Here is a 19,148-nt window from a genome sequence, read left to right on the forward strand (position 1 = left end):
AGGGTTTTAATGCCCCATTTTTTAGCCAAATTAAATTCCAAGCCTTTAGAATACCCCTTAATAAGGGGGGATTTTTGTTTCCATAAGGAATTTTTAAGCTTAAAACACCCCACTAAAAGCTGTGTGTATGCGAGTTTTAAGGATCGCATTTTTTTATTGCAAAAAATCCGGAGAGCGGGTGATTTTTTGATCAAAAGCGAAAAAGCAACGCCCTTAAAACGAGAGATTTTAAAACAAGCTTTAAGGATTTATTCGCAATCTTTTGAAGTCATTTCGCATAATTTGCAAGAAAATTCTAAACATGCGAGCCAAAAAAAAGCCCTTGATTTAGAAGCTTTTGAAGACTTTATCCAAAACAATCAAGCCCCTATTCTAGCCGAAATTGGTTTTGGGAGCGGGCGGCATTTGATAGAATTAGCCAAAAACAACCCCACTAAAACATGCTTAGGGATAGAGATCCACACCCCCTCTATCGCGCAAGCGTTAAAGCAAATTGAATTGTTGGATTTAAAAAATCTGCACATCTTGCAAGGCGATGGCCGTTTGATCTTAGAGAGCATGCCAAATCACAAATGCGAGAAGATTTTTGTGCATTTCCCTGTGCCATGGAATGAGAAAAAACACCGCCGGGTGCTAAGCGAAAAATTTTTAAACGAAGCTTTAAGGGTTTTAAAGCCTAGAGGGTTTTTGGAATTACGAACCGATGATGGTCTTTATTTTGAAGACAGCCTAAAATTAGCCCTAAAAAACTTTCAATGCGAGATAGAAATCAAAAAAAACGCTCAAATCCCGGTTATCAGCAAGTATGAGGCGCGTTGGAATAAACTCAAAAAAGATATTTATGATTTAAGAATTTATTCTTTAGAATTGGATGAAACCCCTTTTGATAACCATGCATTTGATTTTTCTTTTGATACAATAACAATGAGTAAAAAAAGCGTTGGAGCGATTTTAAAAACCCCAAAAATCATCCAAGAGGGGTATTTTGTGCATGTTTGTAATATTTATGAAAATAAGGGGGATTTTTTAGTGGAATTGAGCATGGGGGATTTTGATTGGCCTGTGCGTTTGTTTATTTTATTGGCAGAAAATCAGATTTTTTACCTCAATAAAAGCCCCTTAAAAACCTTAAACAACCACAAAGCGCATCTTTTGCTTCAAAATATCCTAAGCCAAAAGGGAATTGGATGAGTGTGATCATCGCAGCGAACAATCTATGCTTACAATACCAGCAAAACGAACCGGTCATCAAGCATGCGAATTTGCGCATCAAACGGAAGGATTTTGTGTTCATTTCAGGGCCTAGCGGGAGCGGTAAAAGCACGCTTTTGCGTTCGTTTTATGGGGATTTAAAACTTTTTAGCGGTAAATTAGAAGTTTGCAATATCAACATGAACAACGCTTCAAAAGCAACGATTTTAGATTTGCGTAAAAATATTGGCGTGGTTTTCCAAGATTATAAATTGATCCAAGATTACACGATTGAGCAAAACATCAAACTGCCGATGATTATTTGTGGCGTTAAAAAAGAAGAATGCCATTTGCAGCTAGAAAAACTTTTAGGGCATATTGATTTACGCCATAAGGCTAACCGCTACCCCAAAGAGCTCAGTGGGGGCGAACAACAGCGAGTGGCTATGGCTAGGGCTATGGCGAACTGCCCTGAACTCATTTTAGCCGATGAGCCTACGGGGAATTTAGACGATTATTCTAGCGATAAAATCTGGAGCCTATTAAGGGGCATGAACACGCAATTAAACGCTACGATCGTGGTGGTTACGCACAAATTCCCTAAAAATTTTAGCGCTTATCACCGAAAATTTTACATAGAAGATGGGGAAGTTTATGAATACTCTTAAAAAGCATTTAGCCTTTATCATTCCCCTAGTAGCGTTATTGTTTAGCTTGGAGTGTGTGTTGTTTATCAATCAAGCGATCGAACAGAAAGAAAAAAAATTGATTGAAGATTATTCAGTCGTGTTGGCCAGCACGCAAAAATTAGGCTTGGAATTGTTGCGTCAAAATTTTAGCGAAATCATAGCGTTAAAAGAAATTGATCCTAATTACTCTTTAGAGCCTCTTCAAAAAACCTTAGGCATGGATGGGCTTAAGGAATTGAGAAAAAATTTACCCTTTTTTTATTCTTTACAACTTTCCACATTCCCCACTCAAGAGCGTTTAGAAAACATTAAAGAAAAATTGCTCAAAATCCCTGGCGTTCAAAAAGTTGAAGTCTTTGCCAAAACTTACATGCAAGTGTATGATCTCTTGAGTTTTATTAAAGCAACGGTCTATATCTTTGCATTAGTGGTCTTTGTCTTATCGGTTTTATTGATGTTTAAACAAGTCCGCATCTGGATCTATCAATACCATGAGAGGTTAGAAATCATGGATTTATTAGGGGCTTCGGTGTCTTTTAAAAACGGGTTTTTGTATAAAATAGCTTTAATGGATTCCATAATCGCTAGTTTTTTAGCCCCCATGCTCATGCTCTATATCACTTCGCAAAAAGGTTTTGAAAAAACGATGGATACTTTGGGTATTATAGGAGGCGCGTTTGCTTTAAACCATTTTTTATGGGGACTGCTTTTTAGCCTTGTGGTCTCATTTGTTTCTGTTTTACTTGTAGCTTGGAGGACTAGACATGCATAAATTAGGGGTGTTTTTGTTAGCCACCTTACTATCAGCTAACACGCAAAAAGTGAGCGATATTGCTAAAGATATTCAACATAAAGAAACCCTTTTAAAAAAAACCCATGAAGAAAAAAACCAGCTAAACAGCCGTTTGAGTTCTTTAGGCGAAGCGATCCGCTCTAAAGAGCTTCAAAAAACGGAAATTGAGCGCCAAATGGTTGCCTTAAAAAAGAGTCTTGAAAAAAATCGTAACGAAAGTTTGGCGCAAGAAAAAGTTCTCACTAACTACCGCAAGTCTTTAGATCATTTGCAAAAACAACGATCGTTTTTACAAAAGAGGGTGTTTGATACGCTTTTAGAGGATTTTCTTTTTTCACAAGCCCTAAAGGGGCAGAATTTAGCCTCTTCTAATGATGTGATTTTACAAGTAGCGTTTGAAAACTTGCACCAAAGCACTCTGTCTAAAATGTCGCAATTGAGCCAAGAAGAAAAGGATCTCAACGCGCAAGCCTTAAAAGTCAAAAATAGCATTCAAAAAATCTCATCTGTCATAGATGAGCAAAAAACTCGTGAAGTAGCCTTAAAATCCTTGCAAACCGAACAAAATCAGCTCATTTTGAGCATGCAAAAAGACTATGCGATCTATAACCAACGGCTAACCCTTTTAGAAAAAGAGCGCCAGAACTTAAACGCTCTTTTAAAACGCTTGAATATCATCAAACAAAATAAAGAAAATGAAGAGAGGGTCAGTTTGAAAAAATCTTCTCAAGCCTTAGAAGTCAAACAAGTAGCGAGCTCTTATCAAAATATCAACACCACGAGCTATAATGGGCCAAAAACGATCGCTCCTTTGAACGATTATGAAGTGGTGCAAAAATTTGGCCCCTATATTGATCCGGTTTATAATTTAAAAATTTTTAGCGAGTCTATTACGCTAGTGTCAAAAACCCCAAACGCTTTGGTGCGTAATGTTTTAGACGGGAAAATCGTGTTCGCTAAAAAAATCAACATGCTTAAAAAAGTCGTTATCATTGAGCATAAAAACGGCATCCGCACGATTTATTCTCAACTGGATAAAATCGCTCCCACCATTAAAAGCGGCATGCGGATCCAAAAAGGCTATGTTTTAGGGCGCATTGATCAACGCTTGGGCTTTGAAGTTACCATGAAAGAAAAACACATCAACCCCCTAGAACTCATCGCACGCAATTAAGATTTAACAAATCGTTTTTATTGCCGATGTTGGCTAAAGAGTTTATGCAAACAAATAAATAATCATTACTTGTAGGCATGGAAAAATTTGGAGGTTTTTATGGTCAATGAAATTCAAGGGATTGGGATTCCCACATCTCACGCAAGCGTTCAAACAACCCCCACAAAAGAGATCAGTCGCACAAATACTATAAACACTATTGATGAATCTAAAACAACGATAGACCCTGAGCAATACAAACCCAAGCTAGAATTATTGAGCAAGCGTCTGAATGAAGAAATGAAGCGCATCGGCACGGATATTAATTTTAGTTATAACGATACGATTAAAGGGTTAGTGGTTTCAGTCAAAGACGCTAATGGGGATAAGGTGATAAGAGAAATACCCTCTAAAGAAGCCGTAGAACTTATGCAAAGAATGCGCGATGTGATAGGCATTATCTTTGATAAAAAAGGCTAAAAATTAGAGGTAAAACATGGCAATAGGTTCATTAAGCTCATTAGGGCTTGGCAGTAAGGTTTTGAATTACGATGTGATTGACAAGCTTAAGGACGCTGATGAAAAAGCGTTAATCGCCCCCTTAGACAAGAAAATGGAGCAAAATGTTGAAAAACAAAAAGCCCTTGTGGAGATTAAAACGCTCCTTTCTTCTCTAAAAGGCCCGGTTAAAACGCTTTCAGATTATTCCACTTATATCAGCAGGAAAAGCAATGTTACAGGCGATGCGTTGAGTGCGAGCGTGGGGGCTGGCGTGCCTATTCAAGATATTAAAGTGGATGTGCAAAATTTAGCGCAAGGCGATATTAACGAATTAGGGGCGAAATTTTCTTCAAGAGATGATATTTTTAGCCAAGTGGATACCACGCTCAAATTTTACACGCAAAACAAGGACTACGCCGTTAATATTAAAGCAGGAATGACTTTAGGCGATGTGGCTCAAAGCATCACGGACGCTACCAACGGCGAAGTGATGGGCATTGTGATGAAAACAGGAGGGAATGACCCCTACCAATTAATGGTGAATACCAAAAACACCGGCGAAGACAACCGCATCTATTTTGGCTCACACCTCCAATCCACGCTCACTAACAAAAACGCCCTTTCTTTGGGGGTTGATGGGAGTGGAAAAAGTGAAGTGAGTTTGAATTTAAAAGGGGCTGATGGGAGTATGCATGAAGTCCCCATTATGCTAGAACTCCCTGAAAGCGCTTCTATCAAACAAAAAAACACCGCAATCCAAAAAGCGATAGAGCAGGCTTTAGAAAATGACCCTAATTTTAAAGACTTGATCGCTAATGGGGATATTTCCATAGACACTCTTCATGGGGGGGAATCTTTAATCATTAATGACAGGCGTGGGGGAAACATTGAAATTAAAGGGAGTAAGGCTAAAGAGCTTGGGTTTTTGCAAACCACTACCCAAGAAAGCGATTTATTGAAAAGCTCTCGCACCATAAAAGAGGGTAAATTAGAAGGGGTGGTTAGTTTGAATGGTCAAAAACTGGATTTAAAAGCCTTAACCAAAGAGGGCAACACCAGCGAAGAAAACACAGACGCTATCATTCAAGCAATCAATTCTAAAGAAGGCTTGAATGCGTTTAAAAACGCCGAAGGCAAGCTTGTGATCAATTCTAAAACCGGAATGCTAACGATTAAGGGCGAGGACGCTTTAGGCAAGGCCAGTTTGAAGGATTTGGGTTTGAGTGCTGGCATGGTGCAATCTTATGAAGCTTCACAAAACACGCTTTTTATGTCTAAAAACTTACAAAAAGCGAGCGATTCAGAATTCACTTATAATGGGGTGAGCATCACGCGCCCCACTAATGAGGTCAATGATGTGATCAGTGGGGTTAATATCACTTTAGAACAAACCACAGAGCCTAATAAGCCTGCCATTATCAGCGTGAGCAGGGACAATCAAGCCATTATAGACAGCCTTACTGAATTTGTCAAAGCTTATAATGAGCTTATCCCTAAATTAGACGAAGACACGCGCTATGACGCTGACACCAAAATCGCTGGGATTTTTAACGGCGTGGGCGATATTCGCACGATCCGCTCTTCTCTTAATAATGTGTTTTCTTATAGCGTGCATACGGATAATGGGGTAGAAAGCTTGATGAAATACGGGCTTAGTTTAGACGATAAAGGCGTGATGAGTTTAGATGAGGCTAAATTATCAAGTGCGCTAAATTCTAACCCTAAAGCGACTCAAGATTTTTTCTATGGGAGCGATAGCAAGGATATGGGGGGCAGAGAAATCCACCAAGAGGGCATTTTTTCTAAATTCAATCAAGTCATCGCCAACCTCATAGACGGAGGGAACGCTAAATTAAAGATTTATGAAGATTCCCTAGACAGAGACGCTAAAAGCCTGACCAAAGACAAAGAAAACGCTCAAGAGCTTTTAAAAACCCGCTACAACATCATGGCGGAGCGTTTTGCGGCTTATGATAGCCAAATCTCTAAAGCCAATCAAAAATTCAATTCCGTGCAAATGATGATCGATCAAGCGGCGGCTAAAAAGAATTAAAAACAGAGAGTTATCAATTTTAAAGGATAAAGGAATATCATGCAATACGCTAACGCTTATCAAGCCTACCAGCATAACCGAGTGAGTGTGGAATCCCCGGCAAAACTCATTGAAATGCTTTATGAAGGGATTTTAAGATTTTCTTCGCAAGCCAAACGCTGTATTGAAAATGAAGACATTGAAAAAAAGATTTATTATATTAATAGGGTTACGGATATTTTCACGGAATTGTTGAATATTTTAGATTATGAAAAAGGGGGGGAAGTGGCAGTGTATCTTACAGGCTTATACACCCATCAAATCAAAGTTTTAACGCAGGCTAATGTGGAAAACGATGCGAGTAAGATTGATTTGGTGTTGAATGTGGCTAGGGGGTTGTTAGAAGCATGGAGGGAAATCCATTCAGATGAACTCGCCTAACATGTTATTAGATTCCTTTAAAATCGCTCTCATTAAAAAAGATTCTAAACAAGCCTTTTCATTGATAGAGCGCCTTTCTTTAGAGCAAATAAAGAGCTTGGATTTAGACACGCTTTTAAGCCTTAAGGAAATGATAGCCCAGAGCATTGAACTATTGGAAAAAGAAAAAGAAGAACTGCAATCGCAAATGTATAAGGCTAAGAATATTCAAAAATTTTTGTCTTAGATTTTTTAAACTACGATACAATAAAAGCACTATTTTTATTGAAGGCTAAAGATTGTCTGAACCCATAGATAGATTCACGCGCATAAGGTGGTTGTTTAAAAACGATTTTGAAAAAATCCGCCAACAAAGGGTTTTAATCTGTGGCGTTGGGGGTGTGGGGGGCTTTGCGCTAGACGCTTTGTATCGTGTGGGGATAGGGCAAATCACTATCATTGATAAAGATGTGTTTGATGTTACCAATCAAAACCGCCAGATTGGCTCAGAAAGGATAGGAGAATCTAAAGTGTTGGTGTTGCAAGATCTCTATAAGGGCATTCAAGCTTTGAATTTGCATATAGATGAGACGTTTTTAAATTCATTTAATTTTAGAGATTATGATTACATTTTAGATTGCATGGACGATTTGCCTATTAAAACAAGCTTGGCGATAAAATGTCAAAATTTCGCTTACGGGAAGTTTATCAGCTCTATGGGGAGCACGAAACGCTTGAACCCTAAACACATCCAAGTAAGGAGCGTGTGGGAAAGCTATGGCGATAAATTCGGGCGTAAATTTAGGGATTTTTTAAAAAAACGCCGTTTTAAAGGGGATTTTAAAGTGGTTTTTAGCCCTGAAGTTCCGCATTGCATAGAGCTTGGGAGTTTTAATGCGGTTACGGCGAGTTTTGGTTTGCAAATAGCGAGTGAAGTCGTGCAAGATATTATCAAATAAAATATTACCAATGAAAGGAAGTGGAATGAAAGATTACGAAGACGAATTGGAAGATTTTGAAGAAGAAGAATTAGAGGGCTTTGAAGAAGAAGATGAAGAGTATAATGATTATAAGAATGTCTATGATGATGACGATTATGAAGACTATAACTCTGATTATGAAGAAGAGTGAAAAATGATTTATGCAGGCGTTCTCCAGCATGCTTATTGCGGCTCTAGAAAAAAAACCATAGAGCATACAGCCAACTTGCTTGAACAAGCGCTAAAAAAACACCCTAAGACCAATTTAGTGGTGTTACAAGAATTGAACCCTTATAGTTATTTTTGCCAGAGCGAAAACCCTAAATTTTTTGATTTGGGCGAATATTTTGAAGAAGATAAGGCTTTTTTTAGCGCTTTAGCTCAAAAATTTCAAGTGGTGCTTATCGCTTCTTTGTTTGAAAAACGCGCTAAAGGGTTGTATCACAATAGCGCTGTTGTGTTTGAAAAAGATGGATCGATCGCTGGAGTGTATCGCAAAATGCACATTCCTGATGACCCGGGGTTTTATGAAAAATTTTATTTCACGCCGGGGGATTTGGGCTTTGAGCCTATCACTACAAGCGTGGGCAAATTAGGGCTTATGGTGTGCTGGGATCAGTGGTATCCTGAGGCAGCAAGGATTATGGCTTTAAAAGGGGCAGAAATTTTAATCTATCCTAGCGCGATAGGGTTTTTAGAAGAAGATTCTAATGAAGAAAAAAAACGCCAGCAAAACGCATGGGAGACTATCCAAAGAGGGCATGCGATCGCTAATGGCTTGCCTTTGATTGCGACTAACAGAGTGGGCGTAGAATTAGATCCTAGCGGTGCGATTAAGGGGGGCATTACTTTTTTTGGCTCTAGTTTTGTGGTGGGGGCTTTGGGCGAATTTTTAGCTAAAGCGAGCGATAAAGAAGAGATTTTGTATGCGGAAATTGATTTAGAACGCACCGAAGAAGTGCGCCGAATGTGGCCGTTTTTAAGAGACAGACGCATTGATTTTTATAACGATTTATTGAAACGCTATATCTAATCAGTCAATCAATTTAAAATTTAAGATTAGAAAGGATTAAACATGGTAGGTGTGGTTTTTTGCGCTAAACAAGCGCAAAAATTCTATCATTTTTGCGCGGTATTTTCATTTTAACAAGGAGCAAAAATGCTAGAAAATAGCTCTATATGGAGCAATCCTGCCTTTGTGGCTATCATTTGCATGTGCGTTCTTAGCCTTTTAAGGCTCAATGTCATGCTTTCTATGATTAGTGCGACTCTCATAGCAGGGCTTATGGGAGGGCTTGGGATCACGGAGAGTTTTAATGCAATGATAGATGGCATGAAAGGCAATTTAAACATCGCTTTGAGCTACATCCTTTTAGGGGCTTTAGCGGTAGCGATCGCTAAAAGCAATCTCATTAAAGTCGCTTTGAGTAAATTAATAGGCTTAATGAATTACAAGCGATCCACTTTTTGCTTTTTGATCGCTTTCATCGCATGTTTTTCGCAAAATTTAGTGCCGGTGCATATCGCTTTTATCCCTATTTTAATCCCCCCTCTTTTGCATTTAATGAACCGGCTAGAATTGGATAGAAGAGCGGTCGCTTGCGCTTTAACCTTTGGCTTGCAAGCCCCCTACTTGGTGCTTCCTGTAGGGTTTGGCTTGATTTTTCAAACCACCATTTTAGAGCAATTAAAAGCTAATGGCGTTAGCGCTACCCTAGCGCAAATCACAGGAGTGATGTGGATAGCGGGATTAGCGATGGTTGTTGGACTGCTTTTAGCGGTATTAACGCTATACAAAAAACCCAGGCGCTACAAAGAAAAATCTTTTGATATAGAAAATTACGCCTCGCTCCAATTAAACTACCATGACTATTTGACTTTTATAGGGATTGTCGTGGCGTTTGCGATCCAATTAGCCACCGATTCGATGCCCTTAGCCGCCTTTTTAGCGTTAGCGATCATCTTACTAGGCCGTGGCATTAAGTTTAAAGAAACAGACTCGCTTATGGATGATAGCGTGAAAATGATGGCGTTTATCGCTTTTGTGATGTTAGTGGCTAGCGGGTTTGGAGAAGTGTTGCAAAAAGTGCATGCGATAGATGGCTTAGTGAATGCGATCACAAGCATAATCCAAGGGAAGTTTTTAGGGGCTTTTTTAATGCTTGTTGTAGGGCTTTTTATCACTATGGGGATAGGGACTTCTTTTGGCACTATTCCTATCATCGCTGTGTTTTATGTCCCTTTATGCGCGAAATTAGGTTTTAGCATAGAATCTACGATTTTACTCATCGGCATAGCCGCAGCCTTAGGCGATGCAGGCTCACCGGCTAGCGATAGCACCATGGGGCCCACTTGCGGGCTTAACGCAGACAACCAACACAATCATATCTATGACACATGCGTGCCGACTTTTTTAGTCTATAACCTCCCTTTGATTGTTTTTGGAGTTCTTGGAGCGTTACTATTAGGCTAATCTATCAAGTTAAGAAAATCTTTTCTTTAGCCTTACCCTCTGGGGTTAATGCCTTTTTAGATGTGCTAGTGGTCGCGCTCTCGGTTTTTTTTGTGGGTAAGATTTCGCACCATCACATTGTGGCTTTAGGGGTAGGCTTGCAATTTTTGATGCTTTTTTATGGCATCAACACGATTTTATACACCGGCACTAACGCCATTCTTTCCAGGCTTGTGGGGGCTAGGGATTTTGCTCAAATCAATCACGCTTTTTCAAGTATTTTTATAGGGGCGTTTGTGATTTGTTTGGGCGTGCTGTTTGTTTCTTATTTTTTGATTGAGCCTTTTTTAAATTGGATGCGATTACAAGATCCTTCGCGCCAATTAACACAAGATTATTTAGAAGTCTTAGTCATCGCGCTACCGAGTATTTTTTTAAAAAATGTTTTAGTTTCAGCGCTCGCTAGCTTTTCAGACACCCTAACCCCCTTTATTGTTAAAATTATCATGGTCATCGCATGCATTTTCTTGAATCAAGCCTTGATTTTTGGGGATTTTGGTTTTAAAGAAATGGGCATTGTAGGCTCGGCTTTAGCGAATGTGGTTGTCTCTTATTTGGAATTACTCGCGCTTAGCGTTTGGATACAAATCAAAAAAATCCCTTTAAAATTCAAAATAACCTTTCATTTTTCTTTTTTAAAAACCATGTTTAGAGTGGGTTGGCCGGCCGGGTTTGAGCGCTTATTGAGCTTGTTTTCTTTAATCCTCTTATCCAAATTTGTAGCGAGCTATGGGGATAAGGTGTTAGCGGGCATGCAAATAGGCATTAGGGTTGAAACCTTTTCGTTCATGCCCGGATTTGGGTTTATGATCGCAGCGATGGTTTTAACAGGGCAAAATTTAGGGGCGAACAAGCCAAAGATCGCCACAGAATACGTGCATTTGATTTTAAAAATCTCTATGGGTTTAATGGGGGTTTTAGGGATTGTTTTAGTCTTATTCGCTAAAGAATTCGCGAGCCTTTTTTCTCAAGATGAAGAAGTCTTAGAAGTGGCGCGATCTTATCTGATCGCTGTGGGCCTCTCTCAAGCCCCCTTAATCGGGTATTTTGTGCTAGATGGAGTCTTTAGGGGGGCTGGTATTTCTAAAGTCTCACTATACATTAACACCCTAAGTTTATGGGGGTTAAGGATCATGCCTATTTACTTGCTTTTAATTTATCATTTTAAGGTGGAATTTATTTTTGTAGTGATCGCATCAGAAACTTTTTTACGCTCATTCATCTACTATAAAGTTTTTTCTAAAGGCATATGGAAAAGGTGCGGGAAAAAGGCTTGATTATTGCTTGAGTGTAGCGGTCGTTTTGAAACGATTTTCTCGCACCACTTGCACGCCCACTTCGCCCAAATACTGAGCGCTCTCTTCTATCTTTTTAGCGATCTTTCTGGCAATAATAGGCACTTGATTGTCCCTGACTTGGTTGGATTTGACAATCACTCTTAATTCTCGCCCGCTCTCCATCGCATACGCTTTTTCCACCCCATCAAATTCTAGCGCGATCTCTTCTAAAGCTTGCATGCGTTTAGCGTATTCTTCATCGCTCTTTCTTCTAGCCCCAGGACGCCCTGCTGAAAGCGCATCAGCCGCGCACACGCTCGCGCACTCTACGCTCATGATCTCTTCATGCCCATGGTGGGCATAAATCGCATTGATCACAACCGGATCTTCTTTATGGCGCTTGCACACTTCAACCCCTAAATTCACATGATCTCTCCCAAGCTCTTGAGTGAGCGCTTTACCAATATCATGCAAAATACCGGCTCTTCTGGCGAGTTTTTTATCCCCCCCAAGCTGCTCTGCAATCAAGCCGGCCAAAAGAGCGACTTCTTTAGAATGCTGTAAGGCATTTTGCCCAAAACTGGAGCGGTAACGCATTTTGCCTATTAAAATTTTAAGCTCATCTTCCATAGCCCCAAGCTCTAATTCTAACACCACGCTCTCCCCTTCAGAAAGCAATTCTTTTTCCATGTTGCGCGCGACTCTATGATAGACCTCTTCAATCCTGTTAGGCTGAATACGGCCGTCTTCTATTAAAATCTTAAGCGTCTCGCTCGCTACTTCACGCCGATAAAGATTGAAACTAGACAAACACAATTCGCTGCTGTCTTCGCTAAATTCTATATCCACCCCACTGACCTTTTTAAACGCTTCAATATTTTTCCCGTCTTTGCCTATCACACGACCGATATAATCTGAGCAAGGCAAAGCGATACGGCTTGTTAAATTCTCTGCCGCATAATTACCCGCAAAACGGGCTGTCGCTTCCGCTAAAATGGCATACGATTTTTTCTTGCCCTCTTCTTTGGCTTCTTTTTCATAACGCTTGATTAACGCGCTTTTTTGCGCTTCTAATTCTTCTTCTAATTGCTCTAAAATCATGTTTTTAATTTCATCTTTGGTATAAGCCATGTAATTGAGCATCGCATCTAAAGCTTTGGCTTGAGCTTCTTTACAAACAGCACGCTGTTTGTTAAAATTTTCCCTCTCTTGTTCTAAAATTTGGCGTTCTTTTTCAAGCTCTTGTTTTTCCTTTTCTAAATAGCGTTTTTCATCTCTTACAAATTCTTTATGTTGCGCTTCTAAATGCTTCAAATGCACTTCTTTTTTTTCAAAATGGGTTTGGAGTTGCAAATTTTTATTTTCGTATTGCTGTTGCAATTTGCATTCTTGGCTTTTCATGCGCATCTCTTCAGCTTCCACAAAAGATTTAGCTTGAAACTCCATCAATTTAGCTTTAGCTGAAGCGCCTTTTAAAATGGTTTGCCCTCTAGCATAATAGATCTTTTTCATCACATAATACATGGCTAGAGCGGTAATCAAACACGCTACCAAGACTTCTAATGAAATGTAAATTAACCCCATGCTCATAATGTTTCCTTTTATTATTCTTCATAACGATACGAGCATTCATATAAAGATCCGCTTCAATGTCATAGGCGTCTGTAAGAACACCATTAGCTAGTGCTAACTCCCTACTCACAAACACGATTAAGGGGCGTTTTAGCCGCCTTTTGAATAATGGGGGCAAACTCCTATCATACATGCCTAGCCCAAAACCCACGCGCCTAAAGCTTGTATCCATTCCTAAAATTGGCACGACAATACAATCCAATTCCCGCTTATAATAACGCGACAAACTCGGCTCATCAAACCACCCCAAACGCCTTAAGGGCAACCTAAAGGGCGCAATAGTGAAACCCTCTTTAGAAAAATTAGCGCCTTTTTTGATGCTTTTAGGCAACCACACGCACTTACTTTTTTGTCTTAACTTCAAAATCAAAGGCCTAATGTCAAGCTCATGCCCTAATGGGCTATACAATAAAATATTTTGATAATCTTTGAGTTTCAAAAATAAAAGCTTGCAAGCGAGTTTATCCCTAACTGCTTTATTTTTGGTTGGTTTAGCCCTTTTCAAGCGTTCTTTACAAAAATCTCTAAAAATCGTTTTAATGGTTATAATCCTTAAATTTTAGACTTACATTATAGTATAATTTTAGGTTATTAGTTACCATTTTATTATTCTTAAGGATGTATTTATAATGAGAATTAAGGCTTATTTGTTGCGTTTTATCGTGCTGGTTTTGATCGTTTTGTTAGGTTTTAGTGCTTGTAAAAATTCTCAAAAATCTCAAGACTCTCAAAACAATACCACCCAACAAGATAGCCCTAAAACCTACACCGCTATGGATTTGAATAACCAAGAATACACCATCATGGGCGATTTAGATTCTCTAAATATCAGCCCGGATTCTAACGCCCCTACCCTACTAGTTTTAAGCGCTTTAGACGATTTTTTAAAAGATTACGCCCCCAGCTTTAACATCTTAAAAAAAACTTTTAAAGATCATTTGAGGGTGCTTATTTTACTCAATAAACCCTATTCAAGCGATGAAATCAAAGACTTTAGTGCACATTTTCAAGCTGATTTTATGATTTTAAACCCTAAAGATACCGCTCTTTTTGATCATTTAAAGCATGACTCTTTAAACCATTCTTTTAACATGCTCTTATATTACAAACACCAATTGATTAAAATGTATCAGGGGATCGTGCCAATAGAAATGCTCCAATTTGATATTTCCAATTTAAAGGATTAACAAACCATGTTTAATTTTTTCAAAAAAATTGTCAATAAAATTAAGGGTGAAGAGGTTAAAGAAGAGGCTAAAGAAAAAAAGCGCCAAAGCGTTCCTAAAGAGGAATTAGAAGAAATTTTGATTGGCTTTGACATTCAATACGATTTGATAGAGAGCCTGTTAAAGCATTTAGGCGATTTGGTTACGCCCAAGCAATTAGAAGTCGCTTTGTTGCGTTTTGTGCGTGGGGAAAGCTATTATGATAAAACCCGCCTAAAGACTATCACCACAAAGCCCTTAGTGCATTTGATTGTGGGGGTTAATGGGGCGGGCAAAACCACAACGATCGCTAAATTAGCTAAGCTCTCTTTAAAACAGCATAAAAAAGTGCTTTTAGGAGCCGGCGATACCTTTAGAGCGGCCGCAGTCAAACAGCTGCAATTATGGGGTGAAAAGCTTAACATTCAAGTCATTAGCGCCAAAGAAGGGAGCGATCCAAGCTCTCTAGCTTACAACACCATAGAAAGCGCGATCGCTAAAAATATAGATGAAGTTTTTATAGACACCGCCGGGAGGCTGCACAACCAGACCAACCTTAAAAACGAGCTTTCTAAAATCGCACGCACCTGCTCTAAAGTTTTAAAAGACGCCCCCTTTTATAAATTCCTTATTTTAGACGGCACGCAAGGGAGTTCTGGGCTAACGCAAGCCAAAATTTTCCATGAGACTTTGGCGTTAGACGGCGTGATCATGACTAAGCTTGATGGAACTTCTAAAGGCGGAGCGATTTTAAGCGTACTGTATGAGTTGAAATTACCCATTCTTTATTTAGGAATGGGCGAAAAAGAAGACGATTTGATCGTTTTTGATGAAGAACGCTTTATAGCAGATTTGGTTGATGCGGTGTTTGTGGAACAATAAATTAAAAATTATTGATTAATAATAACCCTAAAACTTATATCCATATGGTTTGTCTCTTGCAAAGCGTTGCAAATCTCTGCGTTTTTGATATAAAACTCCTTCAGCGGGATATGGGAATAAAGCTTTTTGTACGCTTCATCAATCCTGCAAATTAACGGGCGCGATTCATAAATCTTGCACAAATTCGTTTCTAAATCCAAAAACTTACACACCCCATTGCCAGCATCAAACTCAATAAGTTCAATAATCCCGGTGATATTTTTACAGCAAAGCCCACAAGAGGTGCAAGGGAAACGATTAAGGGTTGTTCGCTTTTTGGATTCTTCCATGCTCGCTTCTTTATACCCTCTCTTTCGCACCCTTTTTTCCTCTTTTAAAGCTCTATAATTTTAAGAAGTCTTATCGTCTCTTAGATCTTCAAGCCGTGCCTGCCTAAAACTAATATCACGCAAGCTATAATTCCCATTTTCTAAGCTACCCATTTGATCTCGCATGAGATTTAGCGCGTTTTTTGCCTTTTCATTGATCTTTTGGTGTTTATCCATGATAGAGACTTTCAAAAAAGCACTCAAACTAGAGAGCGTTGAAACGGTAACGCAGAGTTGATCTTTTTCTTTTTGATTGTAACGAGAGGTATCGTAGTGATGCTTTTTCATCGTAGCGATGGCATCTATGGAGAGCGAGAAAAACAGCGCTTCAAACTTTATGATTTGCCTAGTGAAAAGCTTTGCCATTTTCTCAACGGATCTAAGATTATCAATCATCACATCCGCTTTTTTGGCGGCTGCTTCAACTTGAGAGTAATAAGCCTTGGCATCGTCTCGCTTTTTTTCCATTTTAGCGGCACTCAAAGCCCCCAAGATAGCGATCACGGGTGCAGCACCAACCCCTCCAATCAACGCCATACTCCCAGCAGCCAACCCACCTCCCAAAGAAATCGCCCCACCACTCATCCAAGCAAGAGCGCCACCAATATGAGACAGCACCGTGCCACCAGCCGCCGCACTTATACCAGTGTATGCACCATAAGTGGCAAGAACTCCAACTGCAATGCCCACGCCACCCAAATTAGCAAGATCCAACAAGCCCATTTTATACTTATTGACAATATTTAGCGCTTCTAAGACTTGCTCTTGAATATTTTGCATATCAATATTGCTGATGACAAACTCATGACCCTTCAATTGGTGGAAGTGATCCAAAAAGTTTGAAACCGTATGGCTTAAAACATGGAGTTTTTTCTTGCCAAACCTTGCAAAAGCCAATTTGCAACCAGACTCCGCAAGCTCAACCCTCTTTTTTGCCTCTTCTAGCAGTTCCTCTGCTTTTTTGAGTAGATCTTTGGCTTTGTCGTTAGTATCCTTTGCATCAATCCCTTTTTTGACTCCGTATCCTGCTACCGCTAGGGCTATATCTCCTAAAATGAATGGTAATGGCATGTTTTTCTCCTTTAAATGTTTATGATTTTTTTTAAAACTTCTAGATTTTCATCAATGCTTTTTTGGAGCTCAGCACGCATGGTTTTCTTTTGTTCTCTTGGCAAATCGCTTGCATCAAGCCGATCTTCATGGAGATGGATAAGACTAATGGTCTGAGTGATGTCAATAACCTCTTCAATAACGCTATCTTCAATCCCATGCGTTCTAGCAGCTTGCACGAATTTTTCTCGATCGCTTGAGTTAAAAGAGTCACCCCTTTCCAACGACTTTATCACATTAGCCATAATCGCATGATCATCTCTATTTTTATCCATTGACTTCTCCTTTAAATTTCTGTTTTTCCACGGCTAGTGATGAAATTCCAACCCTCTTTACGGCTAGTGATAAATTCCCAGCACTCTTGCTTATTGTCAAACAGCAACTCTTGACCCATCCCCTCTTGGATCTTGTTATTGACTTCTATAGCCAAATCCGCATCGCCCGCACAAAGTGCCCTCTCCAGCTCATCAAAACTTTCATTAAAGAATTTTATAGTCCCATGAAAATACCGCTCAAACACTTCATTAAATTGATTTTGATACATCTCTAACTGTCTGATACTCTCACGGCATTCTTTTTCAATCTCAATACGCCTTTGGCACGCCGATTTAGCCTCTTTGAAAATCGTTAGCGAGACATCATAAAAAGTTTTACTCATCACTCCACCCACAAAGCCCCCAATGAGCACTCCAACTACAGGAATGGGGATCGCTAATTGACCAATGCTCCCCATAGCTATACCGCTTAAAAAAGTAGTGTTTTCTTTCCCAAGTTTCTCCAAACACTCCACCCTATCAATCTTTCCACGAAAATAATCAACTAAAACTTTGCAATTTACCACACCAACCCCTACAATCATCGTAGGCACTGAACCATTACCAAAGCTTTGGATGAATTTGTTAGGGTTATTTTGTATCATATCCCCCAACAACGAGCCCCCAAATGCAATACCATAACTATGCACCCCATTCTCTAGAGTAGTCTTAATGGTGCACTTGAACGCTTCTTTGTGGTCTTTTCCTTTTTTTTGGCATTCATAGATACTCTTTATGGATGAAACAAAACCATTCAAGATTTCAAGCCCTAAAGCATCCACCCCTGCTTCATGAGAGCTTTGTAACGAAATATCTTGCATGTTTTCTAACATGAATTACCCTCTCTTTAGCGGTGTTAATAGGTGAGATTTAAAAAAAGCGAGAAATTTGGGGGATTTTAAAAGGTTTAGGGTAGGCTTATAAGTAACCCCCCCCCCAGAAAGACGAGAAATAAAAAGACTAGGACTAAAAAAGCTAGGGATAAAAAACGCTAGGACTTTTTCCATAAAGACCTCCCTATTGTTTGATCCTAGCCACTATAACCAAAAATCCTAAACAAACCGCTTGATTTTTAATAAAAATGTTTAAAATAATAAATATTTTACGCCCCTACCCCCCTGTGTAGTAAAACGCCCTTGTGGGAGTGTCGTTATTTTTATCGTTCCACATGTTTTTTTCTGGTTTATTGATGATAGATTGTTTTAAAAGCCTTTTCATATTTTTTGTATCTTTATTTATGATCGCTTCTTTAGCGTCTATGGCGTCTTGATAGTATAAACATGGGCAAATCTTGCCATCAGAAGCCAAGCGGATACGATTGCAAGATTGGCAAAAATCATCGCTGTGCGGGGCGATAATGCCAAATTGATAGCCATTTTCTAGCGTGTAGATTTTAGAAGACCCTTGTTTGGGTTTTTCTGTCTCCATTATTTTGTATTTTTGAGCGATCAAATCTAAAATTTCTTTCTCTTTCAAGCCTTTAACCAAATCCTTAGCATGCGTATTTTCCATAAATTCAATGTAGCGGATTTGTATGTGCCTATTTTTTGCGTATTCTAAAAGCTCTAAGATTTCATCATCATTAACGCTTTTTATCACAACCGTGTTTAATTTGAGTTTTAAACCCACTTTCAAGGACTCTTCAATCCCTTCTAGCGCATTTTTAAGGGCGTCTTTTTGAGAGATTTTTAAAACCCTATCGCTTTTTAAAGAATCTAATGAAACATTCACCCGTGATAACCCGGCGTTTTTTAAATCCTTAGCCATTTTTTTGAGTAAAAAACCATTAGTGCTTAAAACTAACGCCACTTCCTTATTGTAAGCGTGTAGTTTAGCGATAAACTCGTCTAAACCCTTGCGCAACAACGGCTCCCCACCCGTGATTCTAATTTTTTTAACGCCTTCATCAATGGCGATTTTAAGAAATTCTAAAACATTATCCAAAGGCAATAATTCTTCATCATCAAAAAAATCTAATGGCGTAGCAGGCATGCAATACTGACACCTGAAATTGCATTGTTTGGTTACAGAAACCCTAATATAGTCAATAACCCTATTAAAACTATCTACTAACACTCCCTTTATCCCT

Annotated in this window: 22 protein-coding genes; 15 read left to right on the forward strand and 7 right to left on the reverse strand. The window is 39.2% G+C overall.

Annotated elements, in window-relative coordinates; translation table 11 throughout:
• Nucleotides 1–9: 9 nt before the first annotated feature.
• The 13 genes from trmB to DBU79_RS04830 all read left to right on the forward strand — a co-directional run bounded on the left by trmB (nt 10) and on the right by DBU79_RS04830 (nt 11,548).
• Nucleotides 10–1,191, forward strand: a complete 1,182-nt coding sequence (gene trmB / locus DBU79_RS04770) for a tRNA (guanosine(46)-N7)-methyltransferase TrmB (RefSeq protein ID WP_134890325.1) — start codon at nt 10–12, stop codon at nt 1,189–1,191.
• Complete coding sequence (locus DBU79_RS04775; RefSeq protein ID WP_000111061.1) at nt 1,188–1,859, forward strand: ABC transporter ATP-binding protein; 672 nt, start codon at nt 1,188–1,190, stop codon at nt 1,857–1,859. The genes trmB and DBU79_RS04775 overlap by 4 nt, the downstream gene beginning before the upstream one ends.
• A complete protein-coding gene (locus DBU79_RS04780; protein WP_154411703.1) occupies nt 1,846–2,652 on the forward strand; it encodes an FtsX-like permease family protein in 807 nt (268 codons plus the stop codon). The genes DBU79_RS04775 and DBU79_RS04780 overlap by 14 nt, the downstream gene beginning before the upstream one ends.
• Entirely contained in the window at nt 2,645–3,847 is a 1,203-nt protein-coding gene (locus DBU79_RS04785; protein ID WP_154411704.1) for a murein hydrolase activator EnvC family protein, read from the forward strand. The genes DBU79_RS04780 and DBU79_RS04785 overlap by 8 nt, the downstream gene beginning before the upstream one ends.
• A 99-nt stretch (nt 3,848–3,946) precedes the next feature.
• Nucleotides 3,947–4,306 (forward strand): FlaG family protein, encoded by a 360-nt coding sequence (locus tag DBU79_RS04790; RefSeq protein ID WP_060760708.1) that lies wholly within the window; start codon nt 3,947–3,949, stop codon nt 4,304–4,306.
• Between the two features lie 16 nt (nt 4,307–4,322).
• Complete coding sequence (fliD, locus tag DBU79_RS04795; RefSeq protein ID WP_195834231.1) at nt 4,323–6,380, forward strand: flagellar filament capping protein FliD; 2,058 nt, start codon at nt 4,323–4,325, stop codon at nt 6,378–6,380.
• 39 nt (nt 6,381–6,419) lie between these two features.
• Complete coding sequence (gene fliS, locus DBU79_RS04800; protein WP_001199081.1) at nt 6,420–6,800, forward strand: flagellar export chaperone FliS; 381 nt, start codon at nt 6,420–6,422, stop codon at nt 6,798–6,800.
• Nucleotides 6,787–7,026: a hypothetical protein gene (locus DBU79_RS04805; RefSeq protein ID WP_154411705.1), complete on the forward strand. Its 240-nt coding sequence runs from the start codon at nt 6,787–6,789 to the stop codon at nt 7,024–7,026. The genes fliS and DBU79_RS04805 overlap by 14 nt, the downstream gene beginning before the upstream one ends.
• A gap of 52 nt (nt 7,027–7,078) precedes the next feature.
• Entirely contained in the window at nt 7,079–7,738 is a 660-nt protein-coding gene (locus tag DBU79_RS04810; protein WP_195834232.1) for a tRNA threonylcarbamoyladenosine dehydratase, read from the forward strand.
• Between the two features lie 25 nt (nt 7,739–7,763).
• Nucleotides 7,764–7,910: a hypothetical protein gene (locus DBU79_RS04815; protein WP_000656207.1), complete on the forward strand. Its 147-nt coding sequence runs from the start codon at nt 7,764–7,766 to the stop codon at nt 7,908–7,910.
• Nucleotides 7,911–7,913: 3 nt separating this feature from the next.
• The gene (locus tag DBU79_RS04820) at nt 7,914–8,792 is read left to right on the forward strand and encodes a carbon-nitrogen hydrolase (RefSeq protein WP_000638533.1); all 879 of its coding nucleotides are present in this window, start codon (nt 7,914–7,916) and stop codon (nt 8,790–8,792) included.
• A gap of 126 nt (nt 8,793–8,918) precedes the next feature.
• Nucleotides 8,919–10,232 carry a Na+/H+ antiporter family protein gene (locus DBU79_RS04825; RefSeq protein WP_154411706.1) on the forward strand — a complete coding sequence of 438 codons (1,314 nt, stop codon included), beginning with the start codon at nt 8,919–8,921 and terminating at the stop codon, nt 10,230–10,232.
• A complete protein-coding gene (locus DBU79_RS04830; RefSeq protein WP_268221533.1) occupies nt 10,232–11,548 on the forward strand; it encodes an MATE family efflux transporter in 1,317 nt (438 codons plus the stop codon). The genes DBU79_RS04825 and DBU79_RS04830 overlap by 1 nt, the downstream gene beginning before the upstream one ends.
• Here the strand turns inward: DBU79_RS04830 and rny are convergent, their stop codons facing one another.
• Together rny and DBU79_RS04840 are read right to left on the reverse strand one after the other, a co-directional pair.
• Nucleotides 11,549–13,060: a ribonuclease Y gene (rny, locus tag DBU79_RS04835; RefSeq protein ID WP_229764025.1), complete on the reverse strand. Its 1,512-nt coding sequence runs from the start codon at nt 13,058–13,060 to the stop codon at nt 11,549–11,551.
• The gene (locus tag DBU79_RS04840) at nt 13,038–13,712 is read right to left on the reverse strand and encodes a 5-formyltetrahydrofolate cyclo-ligase (protein ID WP_154411709.1); all 675 of its coding nucleotides are present in this window, start codon (nt 13,710–13,712) and stop codon (nt 13,038–13,040) included. Before DBU79_RS04840 ends, rny begins: the two co-directional genes overlap by 23 nt.
• A gap of 97 nt (nt 13,713–13,809) precedes the next feature.
• Here DBU79_RS04840 and DBU79_RS04845 point away from each other — a divergent pair, with 97 nt between their 5' ends.
• Nucleotides 13,810–14,367, forward strand: coding sequence for a hypothetical protein (locus DBU79_RS04845; protein ID WP_154411710.1), 558 nt, complete (start codon nt 13,810–13,812; stop codon nt 14,365–14,367).
• 6 nt (nt 14,368–14,373) lie between these two features.
• Entirely contained in the window at nt 14,374–15,267 is an 894-nt protein-coding gene (gene ftsY, locus DBU79_RS04850) for a signal recognition particle-docking protein FtsY (protein ID WP_154411711.1), read from the forward strand.
• An 8-nt stretch (nt 15,268–15,275) separates the two neighbouring features.
• On the opposite strand, the gene DBU79_RS04855 is transcribed toward ftsY, so the two are convergent.
• The 5 genes from DBU79_RS04855 to moaA all read right to left on the reverse strand — a co-directional run bounded on the left by DBU79_RS04855 (nt 15,276) and on the right by moaA (nt 19,135).
• Complete coding sequence (locus tag DBU79_RS04855) at nt 15,276–15,596, reverse strand: YkgJ family cysteine cluster protein (RefSeq protein ID WP_134890020.1); 321 nt, start codon at nt 15,594–15,596, stop codon at nt 15,276–15,278.
• Between the two features lie 60 nt (nt 15,597–15,656).
• Nucleotides 15,657–16,706, reverse strand: a complete 1,050-nt coding sequence (locus DBU79_RS04860; protein ID WP_134890018.1) for a TrbL/VirB6 family protein — start codon at nt 16,704–16,706, stop codon at nt 15,657–15,659.
• An 11-nt stretch (nt 16,707–16,717) separates the two neighbouring features.
• Nucleotides 16,718–17,020, reverse strand: a complete 303-nt coding sequence (locus DBU79_RS04865; protein WP_134890017.1) for a lipocalin/fatty acid-binding family protein — start codon at nt 17,018–17,020, stop codon at nt 16,718–16,720.
• An 11-nt stretch (nt 17,021–17,031) separates the two neighbouring features.
• Nucleotides 17,032–17,892, reverse strand: a complete 861-nt coding sequence (locus DBU79_RS04870; protein ID WP_180395580.1) for a hypothetical protein — start codon at nt 17,890–17,892, stop codon at nt 17,032–17,034.
• A 277-nt stretch (nt 17,893–18,169) separates the two neighbouring features.
• Complete coding sequence (gene moaA, locus DBU79_RS04875; protein WP_154411712.1) at nt 18,170–19,135, reverse strand: GTP 3',8-cyclase MoaA; 966 nt, start codon at nt 19,133–19,135, stop codon at nt 18,170–18,172.
• Between the last annotated feature and the right edge of the window lie 13 nt (nt 19,136–19,148).

Origin of the sequence: Helicobacter pylori (assembly GCF_009689985.1) — a bacterium.
In the GTDB taxonomy this organism is placed as follows: domain Bacteria; phylum Campylobacterota; class Campylobacteria; order Campylobacterales; family Helicobacteraceae; genus Helicobacter; species Helicobacter pylori_CG.

Bases quoted from the DNA above. Each gene is read 5' to 3' on its own strand.
- trmB (WP_134890325.1), top strand. From the start codon at position 10: ATGCCCCATTTTTTAGCCAAATTAAATTCCAAGCCTTTAGAATACCCC.
- DBU79_RS04775 (WP_000111061.1), top strand. From the start codon at position 1,188: ATGAGTGTGATCATCGCAGCGAACAATCTATGCTTACAATACCAGCAA.
- DBU79_RS04780 (WP_154411703.1), top strand. From the start codon at position 1,846: ATGAATACTCTTAAAAAGCATTTAGCCTTTATCATTCCCCTAGTAGCG.
- DBU79_RS04785 (WP_154411704.1), top strand. From the start codon at position 2,645: ATGCATAAATTAGGGGTGTTTTTGTTAGCCACCTTACTATCAGCTAAC.
- DBU79_RS04790 (WP_060760708.1), top strand. From the start codon at position 3,947: ATGGTCAATGAAATTCAAGGGATTGGGATTCCCACATCTCACGCAAGC.
- fliD (WP_195834231.1), top strand. From the start codon at position 4,323: ATGGCAATAGGTTCATTAAGCTCATTAGGGCTTGGCAGTAAGGTTTTG.
- fliS (WP_001199081.1), top strand. From the start codon at position 6,420: ATGCAATACGCTAACGCTTATCAAGCCTACCAGCATAACCGAGTGAGT.
- DBU79_RS04805 (WP_154411705.1), top strand. From the start codon at position 6,787: ATGAACTCGCCTAACATGTTATTAGATTCCTTTAAAATCGCTCTCATT.
- DBU79_RS04815 (WP_000656207.1), top strand. From the start codon at position 7,764: ATGAAAGATTACGAAGACGAATTGGAAGATTTTGAAGAAGAAGAATTA.
- DBU79_RS04820 (WP_000638533.1), top strand. From the start codon at position 7,914: ATGATTTATGCAGGCGTTCTCCAGCATGCTTATTGCGGCTCTAGAAAA.
- DBU79_RS04825 (WP_154411706.1), top strand. From the start codon at position 8,919: ATGCTAGAAAATAGCTCTATATGGAGCAATCCTGCCTTTGTGGCTATC.
- rny (WP_229764025.1), bottom strand. From the start codon at position 13,060: ATGAAAAAGATCTATTATGCTAGAGGGCAAACCATTTTAAAAGGCGCT.
- DBU79_RS04845 (WP_154411710.1), top strand. From the start codon at position 13,810: ATGAGAATTAAGGCTTATTTGTTGCGTTTTATCGTGCTGGTTTTGATC.
- ftsY (WP_154411711.1), top strand. From the start codon at position 14,374: ATGTTTAATTTTTTCAAAAAAATTGTCAATAAAATTAAGGGTGAAGAG.
- DBU79_RS04855 (WP_134890020.1), bottom strand. From the start codon at position 15,596: ATGGAAGAATCCAAAAAGCGAACAACCCTTAATCGTTTCCCTTGCACC.
- DBU79_RS04860 (WP_134890018.1), bottom strand. From the start codon at position 16,706: ATGCCATTACCATTCATTTTAGGAGATATAGCCCTAGCGGTAGCAGGA.
- DBU79_RS04865 (WP_134890017.1), bottom strand. From the start codon at position 17,020: ATGGATAAAAATAGAGATGATCATGCGATTATGGCTAATGTGATAAAG.
- DBU79_RS04870 (WP_180395580.1), bottom strand. From the start codon at position 17,892: ATGTTAGAAAACATGCAAGATATTTCGTTACAAAGCTCTCATGAAGCA.